At 60.8% G+C, this 14437-nt stretch carries 13 protein-coding genes; all 13 read right to left on the bottom strand.

Translation table 11 applies throughout. From position 1 onward, the window contains the following. Window positions 1-42 precede the first annotated feature (42 nt). The 13 genes from HFO99_RS15050 to ybgC all read right to left on the bottom strand — a co-directional run bounded on the left by HFO99_RS15050 (window position 43) and on the right by ybgC (window position 14384). Window positions 43-1221: a phosphoserine transaminase gene (locus HFO99_RS15050; RefSeq protein ID WP_222362052.1), complete on the bottom strand. Its 1179-nt coding sequence runs from the start codon at window positions 1219-1221 to the stop codon at window positions 43-45. Window positions 1222-1408: 187 nt separating this feature from the next. After that, entirely contained in the window at window positions 1409-2245 is an 837-nt protein-coding gene (locus tag HFO99_RS15045; RefSeq protein ID WP_222306941.1) for an outer membrane protein, read from the bottom strand. 264 nt (window positions 2246-2509) lie between these two features. Then, window positions 2510-3862 (bottom strand): phosphoglucosamine mutase, encoded by a 1353-nt coding sequence (glmM, locus tag HFO99_RS15040; RefSeq protein ID WP_017968094.1) that lies wholly within the window; start codon window positions 3860-3862, stop codon window positions 2510-2512. A gap of 241 nt (window positions 3863-4103) precedes the next feature. Then, window positions 4104-6035: an ATP-dependent zinc metalloprotease FtsH gene (ftsH, locus tag HFO99_RS15035; RefSeq protein ID WP_064247630.1), complete on the bottom strand. Its 1932-nt coding sequence runs from the start codon at window positions 6033-6035 to the stop codon at window positions 4104-4106. Between the two features lie 96 nt (window positions 6036-6131). Next, window positions 6132-7607 (bottom strand): tRNA lysidine(34) synthetase TilS, encoded by a 1476-nt coding sequence (gene tilS / locus HFO99_RS15030; protein WP_222362084.1) that lies wholly within the window; start codon window positions 7605-7607, stop codon window positions 6132-6134. Between the two features lie 11 nt (window positions 7608-7618). Then, complete coding sequence (gene ybgF / locus HFO99_RS15025; protein WP_222362050.1) at window positions 7619-8605, bottom strand: tol-pal system protein YbgF; 987 nt, start codon at window positions 8603-8605, stop codon at window positions 7619-7621. Between the two features lie 163 nt (window positions 8606-8768). Then, the gene (pal, locus tag HFO99_RS15020) at window positions 8769-9296 is read right to left on the bottom strand and encodes a peptidoglycan-associated lipoprotein Pal (protein WP_162118843.1); all 528 of its coding nucleotides are present in this window, start codon (window positions 9294-9296) and stop codon (window positions 8769-8771) included. Between the two features lie 153 nt (window positions 9297-9449). Beyond that, window positions 9450-10757, bottom strand: a complete 1308-nt coding sequence (gene tolB / locus HFO99_RS15015; RefSeq protein WP_222362030.1) for a Tol-Pal system beta propeller repeat protein TolB — start codon at window positions 10755-10757, stop codon at window positions 9450-9452. A gap of 22 nt (window positions 10758-10779) precedes the next feature. Beyond that, window positions 10780-11208, bottom strand: coding sequence for a hypothetical protein (locus tag HFO99_RS15010; protein WP_222362028.1), 429 nt, complete (start codon window positions 11206-11208; stop codon window positions 10780-10782). Further along, on the bottom strand, window positions 11209-12354 hold the full coding sequence (locus HFO99_RS15005) for a hypothetical protein (protein ID WP_222362026.1): 1146 nt from the start codon (window positions 12352-12354) through the stop codon (window positions 11209-11211). 8 nt (window positions 12355-12362) lie between these two features. Then, entirely contained in the window at window positions 12363-12815 is a 453-nt protein-coding gene (gene tolR / locus HFO99_RS15000) for a protein TolR (RefSeq protein WP_017968102.1), read from the bottom strand. Window positions 12816-12833: 18 nt separating this feature from the next. Beyond that, window positions 12834-13553 (bottom strand): protein TolQ, encoded by a 720-nt coding sequence (gene tolQ, locus HFO99_RS14995; RefSeq protein ID WP_222362024.1) that lies wholly within the window; start codon window positions 13551-13553, stop codon window positions 12834-12836. A 375-nt stretch (window positions 13554-13928) separates the two neighbouring features. Then, the gene (ybgC, locus tag HFO99_RS14990) at window positions 13929-14384 is read right to left on the bottom strand and encodes a tol-pal system-associated acyl-CoA thioesterase (protein WP_018495087.1); all 456 of its coding nucleotides are present in this window, start codon (window positions 14382-14384) and stop codon (window positions 13929-13931) included. Window positions 14385-14437: the final 53 nt, after the last annotated feature.

The raw sequence follows: 14437 nt of genomic DNA, 5'->3' as shown, positions 1-14437 counted from the left end.
GGAATGCTGCTCCGCCCTATGGCGGAGCCGAATGCGATCACCTCAGGCGGCGGCCTGAGCGAGCTGCGCCTTCTGTGTTTCGAAGGCCCAGGAAAGCCAGGGCATCAGCTTCTGCATGTCGGATGCCTCGATCGTGGCGCCGGCCCAGATGCGCAGACCCGACGGCGCGTCGCGGTAGTGGCCGACGTCATAGGCGACACCTTCTTTTTCCAGGAGGCCGACCAGGCCCTTGGCGAAATTCGCCTGGCCGTCGTCGTCAAGCGCTACGATGTCCTTGTCGACGATCTTCAGGCAGACGGAGGTGTTGGAGGCCGTTTCCACCTTGATGGCGAGATTGGCGATCCAGTCGTTCGCCGCGACGAAATCGTGGATGACCTTGGCATTGGCATCGGCACGCGCAATCAGCCCCTTGAGGCCGCCGACCTGCTTCGCCCAGACAAGCGCATCGATATAGTCCTCGACGCAGAGCATCGACGGCGTGTTGATCGTCTCACCCTGGAATATGCCCTCCGTCAGCTTGCCGCCCGAAGTCATCCGGAAGATCTTCGGCAGCGGCCAGGCCGGCGTGTAGGTGATCAGACGCTCGACGGCACGCGGCGAAAGAATGATGATGCCGTGGGCACCCTCGCCGCCCAGAACCTTCTGCCAGGAGAAGGTGACGACGTCGAGCTTGGCGAAATCGAGTGCCTGCGCGAAAGCTGCCGAGGTGGCGTCGCAGATCGTCAGTCCCTTGCGGTCGGCCGGGATGAAATCGGCATTCGGCACGCGCACACCCGAGGTGGTGCCGTTCCAGGTAAAGACGACGTCGCGGTCGAAATCGACGGCGGACAGATCGGGAAGCTCGCCGTAACCGGCTTCGAGCTTGCGAACATCCTTGATCTTCAGTTGCTTGACGACATCGGTGACCCAGCCGGCGCCGAAGCTTTCCCAGGCGAGCATATCGACGCCGCGTTCGCCGAGCAGCGACCAGAGCGCCATTTCGACCGCGCCGGTGTCGGACGCCGGAACGATGCCGATGCGGTAATCCGCCGGCACTTCGAGAATTTCACGGGTAAGGTCGATGGCCTGCTTGAGCTTGGCCTTGCCGACCTTCGCGCGGTGCGAACGGCCAAGGGCCGCGTCGGAAAGGGCTTCGAGCGACCAGCCGGGGCGCTTCGAGCAGGGGCCAGAAGAAAAATGGGTATTGTTCGGACGGATGTCCGGCTTTGCGGTCTTCGCCATGATGCTATCCTCTCAGATAGAAAGCCCTTCGTTGGGGAAGGGTGTCCCGCCGCCGTGTGTATGGATCCGGCGCGTCATAGTCAAGATCGAAGTGTCGCGGGCGGAACATATTTTGACGCAGGGCGGGACGGCCGCAATACAAAAAGCCGCCCGGTCGCGGCGGCTTTTAGATGCTAGGGGATTGGACTTACTTGTAGACAGGCTGCTGCAGCGGGATTTCCGGCGGCGGTTCGTAGCTCGCCTGGGCGCAGCCACCGAAGAGATAGCGGGCGCCGACGCGGGCTTCGTGGGCGCTCAGACCCTTGTCGCGGCCCGGGCCGCCATTGTCGGCATAGCCGAACATGTTGCCGCCATCGATATGCAGGTAACGGTAGCCGACATCGGCCTTGATGTTGCAGGTCACATCGATCGAAGCGCCGGCCATGAGGGCGTAAGTGAAGCGCCAGTTGCCCTTGCCGCCATGGGTGACCTGGTCGTCGCAGAAGCTGCCGTCATCGGCGCAGGCGACGTTGCTGAGGTTCTTCCACTTCACGTAAGAACCGCCGATACCGGCGCCGACATAGGGCGTGACGTAGCCGTAGGTGCCGAGATCGACATAGGCGTTGGCGAGCAGCGTATAGGCTGTCAGCGAAGAGCGGTCGCTCGAGGTGCAGTCCACCAGCGGAAAGCCGCACTGCCCGACCGTCGAGCCGTTGAAATCCGCCTGGGTGAGATAGTCGAAGGTCAGATCGGTGCGCAGATAGCTGTTGATCTGGTAACCGACACCACCGCCGACAGTCCATGTGTCATCCAGATCGGCGTCGTCGAAATCGACCTCCGTGGCGTTGCTGCCCTGGAAATAGCGGGCGCCGCGCAGATCGGTGAAGGCATAGCCGACATCGCCGCGCAGGTACCAGCCGGTCGCTTCGGTGACCGTCACCTCAGGCGGCTGCTCCGGGATAGGCTCGGCAGGGGCGAGGTCCGCGGAATAGGCGTTTGTCGCGATCAACATTGCGGCGAAGATGCCGGACAAGCTTCTTTTCATGGATCCCACTCCAAAATCCCGTTGCGTCGGCAGGCTCGGTCGCTGCCAATCTGGTACGCTTCGGATGGATAATGAATGGGAAACGTTAAAAGCTGCTTAACCACGATTATTTACCTTGATGCCAGGCATCAAGGCGGCCCGAAACATAGATCGGTTTGGCTCATCGGGATGGTTTGGCCGCGGCGATCAGCTCAAAATAGTGCGCATGCGTAACAAAAAGGCCGGCACTTGCGCACCGGCTTTTGACATCTCGCCCCGAAAAAATCAGGCGGCAGTCCGGACGTTCGAGATCGTGCCGATCAACTCGTTGACGATGCGCTCGATCTGGGCGCGGTCGTCGCCTTCGGCCATGACGCGGATCAGCGGCTCAGTGCCCGAGGGGCGGATAACGAGGCGGCCGTTCCTGGCAAGCTCGGCTTCGGCATCGGCGATCGCCTTCTGCACTTGGATATCCTCCAGCGGCTTGCCACCGCTGATGCGGACATTGCGCAGAAGCTGCGGCACCGGCTCGAAGCGACGGCAGACCTCGCTGACGGTCCGGCCGGTGCGTTTGACTGCGGCCAGGATCTGCAGGGCCGCGACGAGCCCGTCGCCGGTCGTGCCGTAATCCGAAAGTACGATATGGCCCGACTGCTCGCCACCGACATTGTAATTGTGCTGGCGCATATGCTCGACGACGTAGCGGTCGCCGACTCGCGTGCGGGCAAGCGCCATGCCGCGCTCATCGAGAAAGCGCTCGAGTCCGAGATTGGACATGACGGTCGCAACGATACCATTGCCGCGCAGCTGCTGGCTCTCGGCCCAGCTTTCGGCGATGACGGCCATCAACTGGTCGCCGTCGACGATCGAACCGTTTTCATCGACGATGATGACGCGGTCCGCGTCGCCGTCGAGCGCAATGCCGATATCGGCGCGCACCTCGTCGACCTTCTTCTGCAGCGCGACGGGACTGGTGGAACCACAATTGAGATTGATGTTGATGCCGCTCGGCTCGTTGCCGATAGTGACGACCTCAGCACCGAGTTCCCAGAGCACGGCGGGCGCCACCTTGTAGGCGGCACCGTTGGCGCAATCGATGGCGATCCGGAGACCCTGCAGCGTGACGTCGCGCGGCAGCGTGCGTTTGACGTGCTCGAGATAGCGATAGATATCGCCATCGACGCGCTTGGCTCGGCCGATTTCCTCAGCCTTGGCAAGCTGCCCCGATAGATCCTTCTCGAGCAGATCCTCGATCTGCGCTTCGATGTCATCGGAGAGCTTGTAGCCGTCCGGACCGAAAAGTTTGATACCATTGTCTTGGAACGGATTGTGCGAGGCCGAAATCATCACGCCAATATCGCATCGCAGGGAACGCGTCAGCATGGCAACCGCAGGTGTCGGAATAGGGCCGAGCAGGAACACGTCCAGTCCAGCCGCGGTAAAGCCGGCCACGAGGGCATTCTCCAGCATGTATCCTGACAGCCGCGTGTCCTTGCCGATCACCACACGATGACGGTGGGCGCCGTTACGGAAAATCGTTCCTGCGGCGATGCCAACCCGCATCGCAAGGTCCGGCGTCATAGGGAAGACGTTGGCCTGGCCGCGAATGCCGTCCGTACCGAAATAGCGTCTTTTCATCTGCACTCCTGCGCTTTCCGCGCGCCATTCAAGGCAGCGCACCGTTCCAAGCGAATCCGGCTTCAGTGAATTGTCGTCAATCCACGAGCGTGATTCATGCTTGCCTCAATTCAGCGGAATGCCACAAAATGCGGCGATCAGCACGTAAATTAGCAAGAAAAATGATTATATCCCGTTACCAATAGAAAAGGCCGGATCTCCCACTTCGGAAATCCGGCCTTGTTCAAAGTCGTGCCGCTGTTCAATGCGGCTGCGGTTCGAGGCCGCCCTCGGGCTCGTCACCCTTGGTGGCGGGCCGTGCGCCGGCCTTCGGAACGGCTGAGCCGCGGCTTGGCGGCGAATCGTCACCGAGATCGCGGGAAGGTTTCTCGCCGCGGAGCAGCGCCTTGATCTCTTCGCCGGTCAACGTCTCGTATTCGAGCAGACCTTCGGCAAGCACGACGAATTCGTCATGCTTTTCCGTCAGGATCGTGCGGGCCTGCGTATAGGCTTCGTCGATCAGGCGGCGCACTTCATTGTCGATCTTCTGCGCGGTTGCTTCCGAAACATTCTTCGACTGCGAAACCGAGTGGCCGAGGAAGACTTCCTGCTGGTTCTCGCCGTAGGCGACCTGACCGAGCTGATCGGAAAAGCCCCACTGCGTGACCATGGCGCGGGCAAGCTTGGTGGCCTGCTCGATGTCGGAGGAGGCACCCGAAGTGATGTTTTCCTTGCCGAAGGTAAGCTCTTCGGCAACGCGGCCGCCCATCATGATGCAGAGGCGTGAGACCATCCACTTGTAGCTCATCGAGTAGCGGTCACCCTCGGGAAGCTGCATGACCATGCCGAGCGCACGGCCGCGCGGAATGATCGTCGCCTTGTGCAGCGGATCGGCGACGGCGACATTGAGCGCGGTCATGGCGTGTCCGGCCTCATGGTAAGCGGTGAGCTTCTTTTCCGCCTCGGTCATCGCCGAGGACCGGCGCTCGGCGCCCATCATGATCTTGTCCTTGGCGTCCTCGAATTCCTGCATGGTGACGACGCGCTTGTTACGGCGGGCGGCCATGAGGGCGGCTTCGTTGACAAGGTTCATCAGGTCGGCGCCGGAGAAACCGGGCGTGCCGCGGGCGAGGATCTTGAGATCGACATTCGGCGCCAGCGGAACGTTGCGGGCATGCACCTTGAGGATACGCTCGCGGCCGACGATGTCGGGGTTCGGCACGACGACCTGACGGTCGAAACGGCCGGGACGCAGCAACGCCGGATCGAGCACGTCGGGGCGGTTGGTGGCAGCGATCAGGATCACGCCTTCATTCGCCTCGAAGCCGTCCATTTCGACCAGCAGCTGGTTCAGCGTCTGCTCGCGTTCGTCATTGCCGCCGCCGAGACCGGCGCCGCGATGGCGGCCGACGGCATCGATTTCGTCGATGAAGATGATGCAGGGCGCGTTCTTCTTCGCCTGCTCGAACATATCGCGCACGCGGCTTGCACCAACGCCGACGAACATTTCGACGAAATCGGAGCCCGAAATGGTGAAGAAGGGCACATTGGCTTCGCCGGCGACGGAGCGGGCGAGCAGCGTCTTGCCGGTACCCGGAGGACCGACGAGCAGCACGCCACGCGGAATCTTGCCGCCGAGACGCTGGAACTTCTGCGGATCACGCAGGAATTCGACGATTTCCTCGAGATCCTGCTTGGCCTCGTCGACACCGGCGACGTCTTCGAAAGTCACGCGGCCATGCGCTTCGGTCAAAAGCTTGGCCTTGGACTTGCCGAAGCCCATCGCGCCGCGTGAGCCGCCTTGCATCTGCCGCATGAAGAACAGCCAGACGCCGAGAATCAGAAGCATCGGCAAAAGTGTGCCGAGATAGCTCAGGAAGCCGGAAGAACCATCAGTCTCCGGACGCGCGGTGACGGCCACGTTCTTGCCCTGCAGGCGGTCGAGCAGACTGTCGTCGATCACAGGCGAATAGGTCTGGAAGGTATTGTTGTTCTCCAGATATGTCCCGGTCAACCGGTTACCGGTGACCACGACATCCTTCACGCGGCCCGCATCGACCTCACGCAGAAACTGCGAATAAGGGATTTCGCGGGAGCCCGTCTGTGCCGGCGCCGTCTGGAACATACTGAAAAGGGCGATCAGCAGAAGCGCGATGATCGCCCACAAGGCGAAATTACGTAAGTTAGGGTTCATTGAACTCCCCAGCATGGAACAGCCGCCTCATGGCGACCGTCTTATTCGTTTCTAACATAGGGTTGCGCCGCACGATTGCCAAGGCGACACCCCAGGTCAGATGGTTTTTCCGTCAATACTTCTTAAAGGCAGCCTCGCATAGGGCGCCGTCGCGAAAACCGCCGAAAGCCTGTTGGCGAAGATGAAGTCAAATCGTGTCAAAAAGCGGTCGAAGGGTGCGAAATAGGGCGTCAGTTCGACCTTACGGACGGATTCCTCAGATAATGGGGCTCCTTCGGCAGATAAAACCGGCGCTGCGGCGACGGCGCGCTTCCATGCACCCTTAGGAAGGTCCCTGCCCAACCCTCCCTCATTCCTGTGCTCGTCACAGGAATCCAGCGCGCCCAAGTCCTTGGGCGCAGGAGACTCTTCACGCATTGTTGAGTCATTCACCGCGCCGACGCGCGGTGGCTGGATTCCTGTGACATCCCTCGGGTTGGACCCGAGGGCGGGAATGAGGGAGTGTCCGGCCTGAGCTTCCAACCCTATAGTCATTCCAGACCTATTTACGGCCCCGAACCTTCCATCCCAAACCCCAGCCTCTCCCGGCTGCAATACCAGCGGCAATATTCCCCGGCTCTCACGCGCCAAATAAAGCCCGTCACGTCGCAAATCGAACACCACCCTGCCAACGGTCATACGTCCGGGCTCACTGCCGGTGACAAATGCCAGGATATGCTCCATATGCGCCCTGCCCGGTGCAAACTGCAGCCCACCGAAAACGGCTGTCAGACGGCCGAGTGCATAATCGAGGACCGCCCGATCCTGCCGCAACCCGTCGGACGTCACCTGCCCGAGCAGACCGCCGTGAAGCGTGAAATGACGATCCAGCCATTCTGCTCCCCGAGCCGAAAGAGCCAGTCGCGCTTCCCAGGCCGCGCGGATATTCCTCTCGGCACCTGCATCGGTCGAGAGCTTCCGGCGTGTCCGCACGCGCTCATAGGTCACATCTTCGTTGCTCGGATCATCGATCCACGGCACGCCCCGCTCCTTGAGGAAAGCGCGGATATCTGCCCGGCTGGAAAAAAGAAGCGGCCGCAAAATCCAGAAGCGCCGGTTGAAGAGCACCGCATCCGCAATGCCGGTCGAAATCCGCTCCGCTCGCATCCCACGCATCTGCAGTGTTTCACGCTGGTCGTCGAACGTATGGCCAGTGACGATGAGATCGGATTCGCAACTTTCGGCGGCGGTTGCCAGCAGACCATAGCGCGCCTCGCGGGCCGCCGCCATGATGCCGGTTTTCGGCTTGTCGCCCTCCCAGATCATGGTGGTGTGGGGAATGCCAAGCAATGCGCAGAGGGCTGCGACTTCACGCGCCTCGTCTGCCGAGCCGACGCGCAACGCATGATCGACAGTCACAGCGCAAAGGGACATCTTGAGATGGGGTGCGGCCTTCACGGCTTCATCGAGAAGAAGCACCAGGCCGGTGGAATCGCTGCCGCCTGATATCGCGACGAGAATGCGCGCGGGGCTTTGAAGCGACGAAAGAAACTGGAGGATTGCCCGTTGAGGCGATGCGGTTTCCGGAGACATTCCGGAATCCCTTAGCAGGCGAGGCGCTTCTGTTCGCTCGCAACCTTGCTTATGACGGCGCGCGAGGCCTTCGGATAACGCTTCGACACTTCGCGCAGCGTCGCGCACGCCGTCTCGGTATTGTCGAGGGCGGCAAGCGACATGCCGAGCTTCAGCAGCATTTCCGGCGCCTTTTCCGATGTGCCGTATTTCTGATGTGCATTGAGAAAGGTCTTGGCCGCCTCATTGTACTTGCCCTGCGAATAGAGTGCTTCGCCGAGCCAGAAATTGGCATCCGCCGCCCGCGCGCTGCTCGGGTAGTGGGTGATGTACTGCGTGAATTCCTGTTCGGCTATGCTGTAATCGCCGGATAGCACGTGGCCGTAGGCAGCCTTATACTGGTCGGCCTCGCTGCCGAGCGAGGCGGTCTGCTGCGGCGTTTTGCTATTGGCATCGGGAATCGGACCGGAACCGATCTTGGCATTTTCGTCGACGCTTCCGCCGATCGGATTGCCGTTCTGATCGAAATCGATCGAGCCGAGCTCCTTCGGTGGTTGGCCGAGACCGCTATTCTCCGGCACGCTGGTGGAGGGAGCCGTTTCGGCTCCCTGCGGTGCTTGGATCACCTTGGCAATATCGTCGCCGCCGGAGGCTACTGGAGCGCCATCGGTCTCGCTCTTCTTGACAGGTGCCTTGGCGGCACCGCCGCCACCGGTCTTTTCGAGCTGCTGGAAGCGGAACTCATTGTCTTCCTGCTGCTTGCGCATCGTCTCCTGCATCTGCAGAAGCTGAAAGCTCATCTCTTCGATCCGGCCGTTCAGCTGCCGCAACTGCTCTTCGAGTTGCTGCACGCGGACCTCCGCGTCGCCGCTCTGCACCTTGATGACAGGCGCCGCCGCCTGGTTTTCCGCGGATCGGCCGCCGAGATGGAGCCCGAAGAACGAGGCCGAATAGGCCGCCCGTTCGCTTCCGGTCACAGCCGCCAGGCACAGCATGCCTGCCACGACAAATTTCTTCATATGTATCGTCCTGTCCCAGTGATTCTTCGCACCTCGATGGCACGAACAGGAGATTTTTCCAATTGCTTTCAAAAAGCAACGGAGTCTGGCCAAAGTGTGGTCAAAAAGAAAAGGCGGACCCACGCGGGACCGCCTTTCGAAAAAGCGAATTGTCGCTCGGCAATTACATGCCGGCGCCGCCAAGCACGGTAACCGCGCGGCGGTTCTGCGACCAGCAGGAAATATCGTCGCAAACGGCGACCGGACGTTCCTTGCCGTAGGAGATCGTCTTCAGGCGCTGCGCCGGGACGCCGCGCGAAGCGAGATAGTCCTTGGCAGCAGCCGCACGGCGGGCGCCGAGAGCAAGGTTATATTCGCGCGTGCCGCGTTCGTCGGCATGGCCTTCAACGGTGATCTGGTAGTTCGGGTAGCGGGCGAGCCACTGGGCCTGACGGTCGAGCGTCTGCGAGGCATCGGCGCGGATCGAGGAGGAGTCGGTATCGAAGAAGATACGGTCGCCGACATTGACGGTAAAGTCCTGGGCGGAGCCCGGCGTTGCCGCACCAGCGCCGAGGCCAAGATCGCCGGCACTATTCGGCGTATTCTTCTTGGCGCAGCTTGCGAGCGCGAGACCGGCGATAAGCGCGATCATGACGGGGTTGCGGGCGAAATTCTGCATGCGGCTCATTGCCGGGGTATGAATTCGGCTCATGGCCGGTCTCCTTGCGATTTCATCAGGGTTTCCGGACAGTAACCGCACTCGGTTAACCGCCCCTCAAAGATTATGGTTAACGATTTACTGATTTGTCCCGTGATCGCCCGGTTTTCATGATTTTGAGGCGACATGAAGGCATTGCCGGACCTGCTACTCCATAAGTGGCGACCAGGCCGGGTCGGAACCGTAGGTCGGCGTCTTCACGAGTTGCTCGTTGTAACCGGTCAGATCGATCGAATAGAGCTGCGGACCACCTGCGCCTGCCGCCTGGCGGAAGAACATCAGAACGCGGCCGTTCGGCGCCCAGGTCGGGCCCTCATTGTGGAAGCCGGTCGTCAGGATGCGTTCGCCGGAACCATCCGGCTTCATCACGCCGATCGAGAACTTGCCGCCGGCCTGTTTGGTGAAGGCGATGAGATCGCCGCGCGGCGACCAGACCGGCGTCGAATAGGAGCCGTCGCCGAAGGAAATACGGGTCTGGCCCGAGCCATCGGCATTCATCACGTAGATCTGCGGTTTTCCGCCGCGGTCGCTCTCGAAGCTGACGCGTGCGCCGTCAGGCGAATAGGAGGGCGAGGTGTCGATCGCCGCCGTCGAGGTCAACCGGGTCGTCGTGCGCGAGCGCAGGTCCATCGTATAGATGTTGGAATTGGCGTCCTGCTGCAGGCTCATGATCACCTTCTGACCATCAGGCGAAAAGCGCGGCGAGAAGGTCATGCCCGGGAAATTGCCGACGACTTCGCGCTGCCCGGTTTCGAGCTGCAGCAGATAGACCCGCGGCTGCTGGTTGGCAAAGGACATGTAGGTGACTTCCTGCCGGCTCGGCGAGAAGCGCGGCGTCAGCACGAGATCGCTGCCATCGGTCAGCATCCGCACATTGAAGCCGTCCTGATCCATGATCGCCAGCTGCCGCTTGCGCTGCTGCTTGGTGCCGGATTCGGAGACGAAGACGACACGGGTGTCGAAATAACCTTCCTCACCAGTGATCTGCTTGTAGATCGCATCGGCGATGATGTGAGCCACACGGCGCCAGTTCTCCGGTTGCGTATAAAACTGCTGACCGGTCATCTGCTGCCCGGCGAACGGGTCCCAGAGCCGGAACTCGGCGCGAAGACGGCCATCCGCTTCCTTGGTAACCCGTCCGGTGACCAGCGCCTGTGCATTGATGACCTTCCAGTCCTCGAAACGCGGCGCGGCATCCGGATTGGAGATCTTTTCGATAAAGGCCGTCTTGTTGATCGGGGCAAACAGACCGGACCGCTGCAAGTCGTCGGCGATGACTTGCGAGACCTGCGCGCCCATATCGCCCTGGAAGTCGGTCACCGCGATCGGCATCGGCTGGACATTGCCCTTTCGAAGATCAAGGGTGACCAACGCGTTCGCCGGCGTCGTAAAGGCTGCGACCCCAATCAGGCCTGCAATGACCATCAGAGCGCGGATGAGGGAACACTTGACCATATCAAACAAGCCTTTCAGCATTTTATTGGGCAAAAGCGCTGGTTTCGAAGTTCAAAACGACTTCCGTCCAGGCATCGTATTTATCTCGTGGAAACATCGTGAAAGGAGCTGCGAGACGAACTGCGCGAACGCCGGCATTGGCAAGGCTTTTCCGCGTGCTCTCGCTGCCACCGCTAACTTCCACATCAGGCTCGCCTACGATCTGGCCATCTCTAGCAAGCTTTAGGTGAATCTTCATATGTGCGCTGACAATGTCTTTCAGCTTGGTATCGATGGTGAGATGACTGGCGATCGCGGCGCCAGCACTGTCAGCTGAGGCATTTGCGCCGCTATTCCCGCGACCGACCGTCTCCGCATTCGCATTAAGCGGAAAGGTGAAGCCAACGATCAACCCTGTCAGCGCCGCGTATATCCCGAAAGATTTCGCGAAATGGAGCGGATTCCTCGGCATTTAAATCCCCATATCGCTGAGGTCGAAGTTAACGACGACCTCGCTCCACGCATCATACTTGTCCATTGGAAGCGTCGAGTGAAAGGAAGAGGCAGATTTCATCACGGCACGGTAGGCGGCGCTTTCCACTGCACGGCGCGTTGAGTCGCTGCTGCTTCCGCCGGACGACTCGATCTCAGGTTGCCCGATGATGTTTCCATCTTTGTCGAGCTTGAAATACATCTTGACGACCATGCCGGAAAGACCTTCCATTCCAGGAGTCGTAAGCCAGTTGCTGAATATGAGGTTTTTTAGCGCTTCCTCTTCGCTCTGGCTGAGTTTCGAGCCACCATTGCTCTTCTTCGCCCCCAGTGATGCCTCCTGCGTCGAACGCTTGGCGCCGCCGGCGGACGGATCGGTCTTGTTCAGCAAGATCGAAATCTCGTCGGCATTGAAATCGCTCTTCATCGAAGAAGCAGCCTTCGCCGTTTCCTGCTTCTTGTCCGCCTTCTTCTTGTCGGTCGGCGTGTCGGCGGTCTTCGGTTGGTCCGGGGTCTTTTCCGGGGGCTTTTCGGCGGGCTTCTGCGGTTCCGGCGGCTTTACCTGCGGCTTGGCGACTGGGGTCGGCACATTGTCCGGCAACGCCTCGGCGTCCGGCTTCGGCGGTTCCTCCGGCTTAGCCTGCTCTTCCGGCGGTTTTTCCTCGGGCTTCGGCGGCGTCACTTCGACGGGCTTCGGCGGCGGAATGGAAGCCACTTCCTTCGGCTGCTCGACTTCCGTTTCCTCCTTGACGATCTCCTTGACGTCGTTCGGCTTGGGATCGGTCTTCGGCAGCGGCTTTTCGCTCGAATTCGCTGCGGCAGCCTCGCTATTGCTGGGCTTGGCGTTCGGGACCGGCGGCGTCTTCAGGTCGACATTGTTGTCGCCGGCATTCTCCGCCGGCTGCGCGATCGGCGGCCGCGTCGTCGGCACCGGCGCTGATGTCTCCTTCTTCGGAGCCTTCTTGTCGCCCTGCTGCAGCTGGGTGATGGATTCCACCGGCACCAGATCGACCGGCATCGCCTCGAAATCCTCCACCTTGAAGGATTCAGGGGCGCCGAGCGATACCATCGCCCAGGTGAGCACCAGGCCGTGCAAAACAGCAGATGTGATGACACTGGCCTTCATTTTGAGCGCTATTGGTCCTTCTTCTGCTGCGTCACGAGGCCGATATTCTTGAAGCCCGCGCCCTGGATACGCGCCATGACATCGGCGATGACGCCATAAGGCGCGGTCGCGTCACCGCGCACGAAGATACGTTCATTATAGCCGGTGGTGGCGATCGCCTCGAGCTTGGCGGCGATCTCCGCGGCCGGGATCGGCGTTTCCTGCAGGAACACCTCGCCGTCATTCTTGACGGAGATGGTAATCGGCTGCGTCTCGGAATTCAGCGCCTTGGCCTGCGTTTCCGGCAGGTCGATCGGCACGCCGACGGTCATCATCGGTGCCGCGACCATGAAGATGATCAAAAGCACCAGCATGACGTCGACGAGCGGCGTCACGTTGATTTCGGAAATCACGGCCCTGTTCCGACCGCCGCGACGGCGGCGTCCGCCGCCTCCGCCATTGCCTCCAACAGCCATACCCATGTGAGAATACTCCGTTGGTTACTGAGCGGCAGCGCGCGGCTGCAGTTTCTCGTCGATCTGGCGCGAAAGTATGGCGGAGAATTCATCCGCGAAACCTTCCATTCGACCCGAGAGCTTGCCGGCATCGGCAGAGAACTTGTTGTAGGCGATAACGGCCGGGATAGCGGCGACGAGGCCGATCGCGGTGGCAAGCAGGGCTTCGGCGATACCGGGCGCGACGACCGCAAGGTTGGTCGACTTCGAACCGGCAATCGCCTGGAACGAGGTCATGATACCGACGACCGTGCCGAACAGACCGATGAACGGACCGGCCGAACCGATCGTTGCGAGCGACCCGAGACGGGCGCCGAGAAATTCGGTCTCACGGGCGAGCGTCACATCCATCGCCCGGTCGATGCGCATCTGCAGGCCGATCGGCGAGCGGGCGCCGCGTTCGAAGGATTTCTTCCACTCGCGCATGGCAGCCACGAAGATTGCCGCGAGCCCCGTATTGTTGCGTTCCGACAGCGAGCGGTAGAGTTCTTCCAGCGACTGGCCCGACCAGAACACCTGCTCGAACTTGTCGAACTGGCGCCGCGCGCGGCCATAGGCCAGGTATTTGTCGATGACGATCGCCCATGTCCACACCGAGGCCGCGATGAGCCCGAGCATGACGAGCTTGACGACGATGCCGGCCTGCATGAAAAGCGACCAGAGGCTGACGTCCGTCGCTGCTGCTGCCAATCCTACTTGTTCCATTGGTCCAAAATCCCCGAATCCAAACGCCCGGTGCTGGACCGGGCGGCACAAACTGATCTCGCAAGAAGTGTCCGGCGGCCGCCGCCCAAAGCCCTGGTCAAACTTCCAAGCTCATCTTCCGCCTTCTTGCCGTCAAATTTGGTCAAAGGAAGGCGTGCACCGCACAAACTCCGACTTTCCCAGTAAGACACTATTATGGTTAATAGATCGTTAGTGCCAGACTGTGACAGTAAGCCTGTATTTGGAAGATTTCGTTCCATGGATTACTTGACCGGAGCAAGGTCCGGCTGCCGAAAGAGCGCTCATCCTGCGGCGCGGGAATTCCTTCACATAAAGATCAAGTTTTGACAAGGTCCGATTTTTCGGCAATTCGGACTATAGTGGCGTGCTGCCTTCCAGGAATTTCGCTGCCAGTGTTTCCGGCAACCGCCTCGGCCGCCCTCGGGCGTTGATGACGGCGATGATCACCCTGGCGGCGATCAGCAGCGTCTCGCCCGAGCGGATCTGCTGATTGAGCACCATCTTGGCGCCGCCGGCTTTTTCCGTATGCGTCAGGATCGTCAGTACATCGTCCATGCGCGCCGGGCTCTTGAAGTCGATCTCCATGCGGTGGACGACGAAGACGAGGCCCTCCTCGTCGGCACTGACGAGCTCGCGCTGCTCGACGCCGAGGCAGCGCAGATAATCGGTGCGGCCGCGCTCCAGGAAATGCAGGTAGCGGGCGTGATAGACCAGGCCTGAGAAGTCCGTATCTTCATAATAGACCCGCTGGACGAGGCGGTGCCCAGCCTCCGTCAGCTCTCCCGAAATGGAAAAAGGGCGTTCCGTCATAATTTTCTCCAAACTGAGGTGCCCTCTTTGGCGCAACGCTTCCAGACAGGCAA

The sequence above is a fragment of the Rhizobium leguminosarum genome (assembly GCF_019798305.1).
Classification (GTDB): Bacteria; Pseudomonadota; Alphaproteobacteria; order Rhizobiales; family Rhizobiaceae; genus Rhizobium; species Rhizobium leguminosarum_U.
The sequence above is the reverse complement of the archived record's forward strand: the minus strand, read 5'-3'. Positions and strand labels throughout refer to the sequence as shown.

Coding starts and splice junctions, on each gene's coding strand:
- HFO99_RS15050 (WP_222362052.1), bottom strand. CDS start 1,221: ATGGCGAAGACCGCAAAGCCGGACATCCGTCCGAACAATACCCATTTT.
- HFO99_RS15045 (WP_222306941.1), bottom strand. CDS start 2,245: ATGAAAAGAAGCTTGTCCGGCATCTTCGCCGCAATGTTGATCGCGACA.
- glmM (WP_017968094.1), bottom strand. CDS start 3,862: ATGAAAAGACGCTATTTCGGTACGGACGGCATTCGCGGCCAGGCCAAC.
- ftsH (WP_064247630.1), bottom strand. CDS start 6,035: ATGAACCCTAACTTACGTAATTTCGCCTTGTGGGCGATCATCGCGCTT.
- tilS (WP_222362084.1), bottom strand. CDS start 7,607: ATGTCTCCGGAAACCGCATCGCCTCAACGGGCAATCCTCCAGTTTCTT.
- ybgF (WP_222362050.1), bottom strand. CDS start 8,605: ATGAAGAAATTTGTCGTGGCAGGCATGCTGTGCCTGGCGGCTGTGACC.
- pal (WP_162118843.1), bottom strand. CDS start 9,296: ATGAGCCGAATTCATACCCCGGCAATGAGCCGCATGCAGAATTTCGCC.
- tolB (WP_222362030.1), bottom strand. CDS start 10,757: ATGGTCAAGTGTTCCCTCATCCGCGCTCTGATGGTCATTGCAGGCCTG.
- HFO99_RS15010 (WP_222362028.1), bottom strand. CDS start 11,208: ATGCCGAGGAATCCGCTCCATTTCGCGAAATCTTTCGGGATATACGCG.
- HFO99_RS15005 (WP_222362026.1), bottom strand. CDS start 12,354: ATGAAGGCCAGTGTCATCACATCTGCTGTTTTGCACGGCCTGGTGCTC.
- tolR (WP_017968102.1), bottom strand. CDS start 12,815: ATGGGTATGGCTGTTGGAGGCAATGGCGGAGGCGGCGGACGCCGCCGT.
- tolQ (WP_222362024.1), bottom strand. CDS start 13,553: ATGGAACAAGTAGGATTGGCAGCAGCAGCGACGGACGTCAGCCTCTGG.
- ybgC (WP_018495087.1), bottom strand. CDS start 14,384: ATGACGGAACGCCCTTTTTCCATTTCGGGAGAGCTGACGGAGGCTGGG.